The following is a 7,914-nucleotide window of genomic DNA, read 5'->3' on the forward strand; positions in this document are numbered from 1 at the left end:
AACACAGGAGGGGCGCAAAGCCTCTCCTGTCTGCGGCCCTCTCTTTTCCCGGTGTTAGATCCAACCATGAGCAAACCCATGAATTCGCGGCAGCGAGCCTTTGCCGGCTGGCTGCTTGTCGTCCCGCTGTTGGCGGCGCCCCTGGCGCAGGCGCTGCCATTGCATCAGCAAGACCTGCCACAAGACTCAGCGCAGCATCCGCCACCCCCTATGCCACAACAGCGGCCCCAGGCGCTGCCCAGTGACCTGTGGCGGGTGTACCTGGATGCCCGGCAGAACAACAGCGAGCTGGCGGCGGCCCAGGCCGATCAGGCGGCCCGCGCCGAGGCGGTGCCCCAGGCCAGGGCCGGCCTGCTGCCGACGCTGTCCGCCAGCGCCGATCTGAATGCCACCCGCACCTCCCTGCAGCAGCCACGGCAGGACACCCGGCGCAGTGGCAACAGTTATCAGGCGGTGCTGAACCAGCCGATATTCCGCGCCGATCGCTGGTTCGCCCTCAAGGCGGCGCAAGCCGAAGACCAGCAGGCCCAGCTGGAGCTGGCCGCCGCCGAGCAGAAACTCATGTTCGACAGCGCCCAGGCCTACTTCGGCCTGCTCAAGGCCCAGGACGCCCTGGCGGCGGCCAAGGCCGAGGAAGCGGCGCTCAAGCGCCAGCAGCAACTGGCCGAGCGCGGCTTGCAACTGGGCCTGTCGGACCGCACCGATGTGCTGCAGGCCCAGGCCGGGCATGACACCGCGCGGGCCAACCGCATCGTCGCGCAGAAGCAGACCGACGATGCCTTCCAAGCCCTGGACACCCTGACGCATCAGCAGTACCAGGCGATCCAGGGGCTGCGCCACGACATGCCGGTGCTGTTGCCCGAACCCAACGACGCCCGGCGCTGGGTGGACACCGCGGTGCGCCAGAACCTGACCCTGCAGGCCAGCCAGTACGCCCTGGAGGCGACGCAGCAGACCCTGAGCGCGCGCAAGGCCGGGCACGCGCCGACCCTGGATGCGGTGCTGCGCTACCAGATCGGTGACAACGACAGCCTGGGTTACGGCAACAGCGATATCCGTGGCAACGGCTACGGCGGCAACGTCGAGCAGCGCACGGTCGGGCTGCAGTTGAATATTCCGCTGTTCAGCGGCGGCCAGACCCGCTCCCAGGTGCGCGAAGCCCACCAGCGGATGAACCAGCGCGAGTCCCTCAACGACGGCTTGCGGCGTCAGGTCGTGGAGCAGACCCGCAACCTGCATCGTGGCCTCAACAGCGGTGTCGATCAGGTGCAGGCGCGGCGCCAGTCGATCATTTCCAACCAGGGCGCGGTGCTGGCCTCGCAGATGGGCTTCCAAGTCGGAACCCGCAATATCGTCGATGTGCTGGAGGCGCAGCGTCAGCTGTACAACGCCGTGCGCCAGTACAACAACAGCCGCTATGACTACATTCTCGACACCCTGCGGCTCAAGCAAGCGGTGGGAACCTTGTCGCCCCAGGACCTCAAGGCGCTTTGTGATTACCTCAAGGCCGACTACGATCCGGACCTGGATTTTCTGCCGCCGGAGTTTCCACGCCGGCTGGCCAAACGCTGACAGGGCCTGGCAAGGCACCGGGCCAGGGTTGGCGGGCAGGGTTTTTTTCAAGGTAAAGGGGCGAGCGGTTGTACGGGTTATTGGACTTCTTCGACAGTCACAAACGCTGCTGTTATGCCTTGGGGGTGGTGATCGCGGTCGGCGCCGCGGTGGCGTTGGGCAACTACTACCGGGTGCAGGTCGAAGACGTCTACCGGGCCAGCGTCCAGATGCAGACCCAGGAGCAGGCCCAGGACCTGGAGCAATGGAAATCCAACGGCTTTGCCATTGGCGCACTGTCGATCCTCGGGCGCCACAACCCCTGGCTCAAGCGCATCGTCCTGGAGCCTGCGCCCTCTGCCGAGCTGATGGAACGGGCCACTCTGCCGCTCAAGACCCTGTCCCTGGTGGTGGATGCCAACCATGCGTTTGTCCTCAACCGGGACGGGGTGGTGGTGGCCGCCTACGACCAGCAGGGACAGACGCCCCTGGGGCTGAATGTGGCCTTCCGTCCCTACTTCAAAGTGGCCCTCAATGGCGGCAGCAGTGTCTACGGCGCCATCAGCACCAGTACCGGCACGCGCATGTTCTACATGGCGGTGCCGATCTTCGAGTCGCGTACGCGCCAGGACCAGGTGATCGGGGTGCTGGTGGCGCGGTTTGACGCCGATACGCTCGATGCCAGCTTGAGCAAGCCCTACAGCGCCGATCTGCAGATGATCCTGTCCCCCAGCGGCGTGGTGCTGGCCGCCAGTTCCCCGGACTTGGTCCTCAAGTCCGACCGCGCCTGGCCCTGGAACCGCTTCACCGGGGAGATCCGCCGCCAGTTCAGCGACTATCGGTTTGCCAACGGGGTGCCCGAGCGCTTGCCCTTCGATGCCCACCAGCCGGTGGTCCGGCTGGACGGCCGGCGCTACAGCCTGTCCCGGGTGGATTTCGACTGGAATGACCCGAGCGGTCCCTGGACCCTGATCACCCTGGGCGACCTGGACGCACTGTTACCGGCGGAACAGGTGCTGCTGATCGAGGGAGTGAGTGCCCTGGTGTTCTTGCTGTTGCTGTGGGGCGGCCTGCGGCGTCTGGCCGACGCCCGACGACACAAGCGTGACGTGGCGCAGATCGAGCAGAGCGAACAGCGCCTGGACATGGCCCTGCAAAGCGGGGCCCTGGGGCTGTGGGACTGGAACCTGCGCCTGGGGACCGTCATCAACAACGATGTCTGGCTGCAGATTCTTGGCTACAGCAAACAGCAGATGGAACAGGCCTTCGGTCATGGCCTGGAGCGCTGGACCGCTCTGGTGCACCCGGACGACTACGAGCCGGTGATGGCCCGGCTCAAGGCGCACCTGAACGATGAAGTCGGCGAATACCGCGCCGAATACCGCATGCGCAACAAAGAGGGGCAATGGCTGTGGGTCATGGACATCGGCAAGATCATGCAGCGCGACGCCAGTGGCGCGCCGACGCGAGTCACCGGGGTGCTGCAGGACATCAGCGAGCGCAAGGCAGTGGAAGCGCAAATCCAGCAATCACGGCGCGATGCCGAGCGGGCGACCCAGGCCAAGTCGGAATTTCTCGACTGCATGTCCCATGAAATCCGCACGCCGCTGAACGCGATCATCGGCATGGCCCACCTGGTCCAGGACTTGCCGTTGGAGCCGGTGCAGCGCGACTACATCGAAAAGATCGACCGTGCGGCCAAGCACTTGGTGGGCACCATCAACGGCGTGCTGGATCTGTCGAAGATCGAGGCCGGCAAGCTGAGCATGGAGCAAACCGGCTTTGACCTGCGGGAGCTGGTGGACGATGTGTTGCTGCTGGTTCGCCAGCGCGCAGAGGAAAAGGCGCTGCGGCTGCAGCTGGATATTCCGGCGTCGCTGCCGCGCCGTTACGTCGGTGATCCACTGCGTCTGGCCCAGGTGCTGACCAACCTGGTGGACAACGCGATCAAGTTCACCGAGGCCGGCCATGTCTGTATCGGTGTGTGCCTGGTGCGCCAGTGGGATCATCAGGCCCTGCTGTGCTTCAGCGTCACCGACACCGGGGTAGGCATCAGCGACGAGCAGCAGGCCCGTTTGTTCAATGCCTTTGTCCAGGCCGACCGGTCCATCAGTCGGCGTTACGGCGGCAGCGGCCTGGGGCTGACCATCTCGAAGAAAATCGTGCAACTGATGCAGGGCGATATCTGGGTCAATAGCCGGCTGGGGCAGGGCGCGACGTTCAAGTTCAGTGTGCAGCTGGGGCTGGCGCCGCCAGCGCTTGAGCAAGGGCACGCTTCAAGCGGTACTGCGCCTGCCGGGCCATCGATGGGCGAGGTCGCGGGGCCGGGTCTGGTCAATGCCCCGGCACGCTGGCTGGCGGGAAAACGGGTGCTGGTGGTCGAGGATAACCGTCTCAACCAGGAAGTGCTGCTGGGCCTGCTGCAGCGCGTCGGGGTCCAGGTGGTGCTGGCGGTCAATGGTGCCGAGGCCTTGCGCCTGTTGCTGGAGCAGGGGCATTTCGATGCCGTGCTGATGGATTGCCAGATGCCGGTCATGGACGGCTTCGGCACCACGCGCAAGATTCGTGGCTACCCCCATTTGCAGTCCCTGCCGATCATTGCCGTGACCGCCAGTCACCAGGCCGATGTGCAGGGCAGGGCGCTGGCGGCCGGCATGAGCGATCTGCTGAGCAAGCCCCTGGAGGTCGCGGCGCTCTATCGGACCCTGGTGCGCTGGATTGCAGGCACGGACATGCCGCTCGCGCAGAGCGCAGCGCTACCGGATGCAAGCGTCTTGACCTCGACCTACGAAGGGATCGACACCGCGCTGGGGCTGGCGGTGGTCAACCAGGACCTGGCTCTGCAGCGCAAACTCTTGGTCGACTTTCGTGACGGCCAGCAGCAGGTCATCGAGCGCTTGTGGCACGCCCATGCCGCCGGGGACTTGGCCGCCATCGGCTTTCTGGCCCACAGCCTGCAGGGCAATGCCGGGAGCATCGGCGCCACGGCGGTCAAGGAAGCCGCTAGACAACTGGAGGAACAGGCGGCCGGGCCGGCAGCGCTGGGGCCGCTGATCGAGCATCTGGCGCAGTGCCTGGAGCCGGTACTGGCCGGCCTGGCTTCCCTGCCAGTGGCGAACGAAGATCTGGCAGCGCCGAGCCTGGGACTGGACGCTGAGCAGGTGCTGGCGCTGGAGCGGCTGGCCCAGCTGCTGCGCAAGCATAATGCCCAGGCCCTGGCGCTGATCGATGAGCTGTACGAGCAATACCCGTGCGGCCCGCTGCGGGCCATTCAAGAGCGGATCTACCGCTTGGAGTTCCAGCAGGCCCTTGACCTGCTAGTGGACTTGCAGGGCTAGCGGCTGTTCTGGCTCAGGGCCTGATAGCGGGCCATGCGGTCGGTGCAGTGCTCGACCAGGCATTGATGCAAGGCCCGCAACGACGAAGTGATCTGCGAGCGGTGCGATACCACCAGATTCAGCGGCGCAGGATCGGATTGCCAGCCCGGCAGCAGCGCCAGCAAGCGACCGGCGAGCAGGTCCTCGACGACATTCAGCAGCGGCAGGTTGACCACGCCGTGGCCGGCCACGGCCCAGCGCCGTGCGGCATCGCCATCATCACAGCAAAAGTGCCCTTGCACCGGCACGTCCTCGACCTTGCCGGCGCCATGGAAACGCCAGCGACTCTCCGGGCGGCCGATGCTGTGACAGATGATGCATTCGTGTTCGCTCAACTGTTGCGGCGCCTCAGGCTGGCCATGTTGCGCCAGGTAGTCGGGCGCGGCGCAGGCGATGAAGTAATGCTGCTTGAGCACCGGCAGCTCGACCAGATCCAGCGCCTGGTTCTTGCCATAGCGCAACGCAGCATCGAAGCGCCCCTTGAGCAGGTCCTCTTGCTTGTCGCTCAGCGCCAGCTTGATGTACATGCGCGGCCGCTCATGCTTGAGCCGGGCGAGCATGTCCAGCAGCAAATTGCGGCCCAGGTCGGAAGACACCGTGAGTTCCAGCATGCCGTCATCGTGGCGCAACGAGCGCTTGCCGTTGGCCAGGATCTTCAACGCGTGCTGGGCACTGTCCAGGTAGCGTGCGCCTTCGGGGGTGAGCTTCATGGTGCGAGTGGAGCGGGTGAACAGCCGCACCCCGAGGCGACTTTCCAGGCGCTTGAGCCCCAGGCTGGCGGCAGCCGGGGTGATCGACATGACGCGGGCAGCGGGGGACAGGCCCTGCAGCTCGGCGATCAGAATGAACAGCTCCAGATCCGCGAAGTTAGGCATTGGCCAGGCTCACCGTCCGCTCACCGGCCAAAAAAGGTCTGTGACGAACTGAGCAAGGCCGCCGACAGTGCCTGCGGGTCGCCGCCGATGCATTGCTCGAACCCGGGCTGGCGGTACAGCTGGTCCATGGCATGCGCATGCCGACTGTGGAGGTCCTCGGGCGCGCTCTGCAGCAGGCTCAGGTGGTAGTTCAGCGCCAGGGCAAACAGACGGGCCGAGAGTGGCAACTGCTCGCCGCTGGGCAGCTCCCCAGGGCCCTTGAGCAAGGCGTCGGCGTGGGTCATTTTCCAGGCGAGGTTGAGGATCGGATCTTCCGGCTCGGCGTGGGCGAGAATCTCTTCGATCAACAGCCTGCTGTGGCCCAGGGCCTGATCGATGCGGCTGCCCGGCTGATTGAGGCCCATCAGCGCCAGGCAGGCGGCGCTGCGAAAGGCCGCGGGGTCGCGCCGGCTCAGGCTGCTGCGCAGCACAATCGACAGGCTGTCGAGCAGGGCTTGGAGACGGATCAGCGGATTGCCGGCCAGTTGCAGGGTCAATGCACTGACAAAGCCGTCGCGCATGTCGCTGCCGGCGCAAGGTCCGGGCGCCGCTGGCAGGCCATGCAGGGGCTTGTTGCGGTAGCCCAGTTGTGTGGCCACCCGGGCCAGTACCACCGGCGGCGAAATCGGCTTGGCGATGTAATCGGCGGCGCCCAGCAGCAGCCCCAGGCGTTCATCTTCGACGCTGCTGCGCGAGGTGAGGAAAATCACCGGAATGGTTGCAGTCGCCGGGTCGCTCTTGAGCGCGCTGAGCACCTGGAAGCCGTCCATCTCAGGCATCAGGATGTCGAGAATGATCAGGTCGGGACTGGCACTGCGCGCCAGGGCCAGGCCACGCTCGCTGTTCTTCGCCAGCAGCACTTCATACTCGCAGGTCAAGGTTTTCGACAGCACGATCAACGACTGCGGATCGTCGTCGATCGCCAGGAGGGTATAGGGCTTGGAAGCATGCTCTGCGGGCATGACGAGGGGCCTGAACAAAATAGGCCGGCAGTCTAACTGATTTGCGTTATGGGCTCCTAGCGTCCAGCTGCCGCAGTCAGCGTACCGATGGTTTGACGGCCGTGCCCGGTGCTGGGTCCGACCTCACTCCAGCCTGTCACACAGGTGCTCGGCCTTGATGATGGTTTCGCCCAGGGAGCGAAAATAGGCGCGCCAGAATTCCACGGCTTCCTGTGCGGTTTCCCGGTCATTCACGCATTCAATTTCGAAGATGTCCGTGCCTTGCAGCGCCGTACCCTCGCGCCAGACCCGCAAGGCCGGATCGGGCGTTTGCTGGATGCGCTGCAGCAAGCTGTTTTCGTGATCCTTGATGTCGTCCAGGACATAGTCGACGAACAGGCAGTAATCAGTGGGGGGGCAAACGCCAAAGACGTGGAAACGATCCGTGTTGGAAGTACTCATGAAGGTCATCCTTTTCATGATGGCATTGTGCCGAAAGCCGATAGGCACGTAGATCGTCAGCCTAATACCGATCTGGAAAATTGCCATTGGCAATTTTTCTGCCTGCCACAAACAGGCCCTTTCGATCCGCTGAAAGCGCTGGAGCAGAGCCGCGCCGGGGGCTTGAGTGACGCTGGTCGGGTGTCGCCCGACAGGCCATCCGTCCATCCTGTGAAAAGTCTGGGTCTGTGAATTTGACAGCTCATTTTTGCCTACTACGCTCGTACCGTTGCCTTGCAGCAAGCGACACCAAGCGGCAGGCACCAGCGAGAAAATACGACCCAAGTAGTGTGAGTAAACAACGAAGCAAGGCATGCACCGTTGTCTCTGGCAATCTTCAGGCACTCACTGGTAAAGGGAATTACTGTGTTCAGGAACACGGATGTGTTGGTCTTGCTCCTCATCGAATCCACGTTGAACAGCCCCAATCCTTGCCGCTGCGGCGAGGCTGTGGGCGGCTTTGCGCATTTCCTCTCCCGGGCAGGTGCCTGTGAGTGGGACGCCCCGGTCCCTTCAAGGACGGTCGGCTTGCGGCTCTACGCGCCATTGAGTCCTTAAGCGGCACAGCCAATCCGAACACTCCTGGGTATCGATCTGACGTCGCCTGGCAAAGCGCCTACTCAAGCGTGC

Annotated in this window: 5 protein-coding genes; 2 read left to right on the top strand and 3 right to left on the bottom strand. The window is 64.4% G+C overall.

Annotated elements, in window-relative coordinates:
- The first annotated feature begins 66 nt into the window (after positions 1 to 66).
- Together Q8O96_RS22835 and Q8O96_RS22840 are read left to right on the top strand one after the other, a co-directional pair.
- Positions 67 to 1,572 carry a TolC family outer membrane protein gene (locus tag Q8O96_RS22835; protein ID WP_305949449.1) on the top strand — a complete coding sequence of 502 codons (1,506 nt, stop codon included), beginning with the start codon at positions 67 to 69 and terminating at the stop codon, positions 1,570 to 1,572.
- A gap of 80 nt (positions 1,573 to 1,652) precedes the next feature.
- A complete protein-coding gene (locus tag Q8O96_RS22840) occupies positions 1,653 to 4,889 on the top strand; it encodes an ATP-binding protein (RefSeq protein ID WP_305949497.1) in 3,237 nt (1,078 codons plus the stop codon).
- Here Q8O96_RS22840 and Q8O96_RS22845 read toward each other — a convergent pair.
- The 3 genes from Q8O96_RS22845 to Q8O96_RS22855 all read right to left on the bottom strand — a co-directional run bounded on the left by Q8O96_RS22845 (position 4,886) and on the right by Q8O96_RS22855 (position 7,245).
- Positions 4,886 to 5,803, bottom strand: a complete 918-nt coding sequence (locus Q8O96_RS22845; RefSeq protein ID WP_115580025.1) for a LysR family transcriptional regulator — start codon at positions 5,801 to 5,803, stop codon at positions 4,886 to 4,888. The two genes, Q8O96_RS22840 and Q8O96_RS22845, sit on opposite strands and share 4 nt — an antisense overlap.
- A gap of 20 nt (positions 5,804 to 5,823) precedes the next feature.
- Positions 5,824 to 6,804, bottom strand: a complete 981-nt coding sequence (locus Q8O96_RS22850) for a two-component system response regulator (RefSeq protein WP_102865050.1) — start codon at positions 6,802 to 6,804, stop codon at positions 5,824 to 5,826.
- A 123-nt stretch (positions 6,805 to 6,927) separates the two neighbouring features.
- The gene (locus tag Q8O96_RS22855; protein ID WP_207167909.1) at positions 6,928 to 7,245 is read right to left on the bottom strand and encodes a hypothetical protein; all 318 of its coding nucleotides are present in this window, start codon (positions 7,243 to 7,245) and stop codon (positions 6,928 to 6,930) included.
- Positions 7,246 to 7,914: the final 669 nt, after the last annotated feature.

Source organism: Pseudomonas sp. LPH60 (assembly GCF_030718165.1).
GTDB lineage: Bacteria > Pseudomonadota > Gammaproteobacteria > Pseudomonadales > Pseudomonadaceae > Aquipseudomonas > Aquipseudomonas danubii.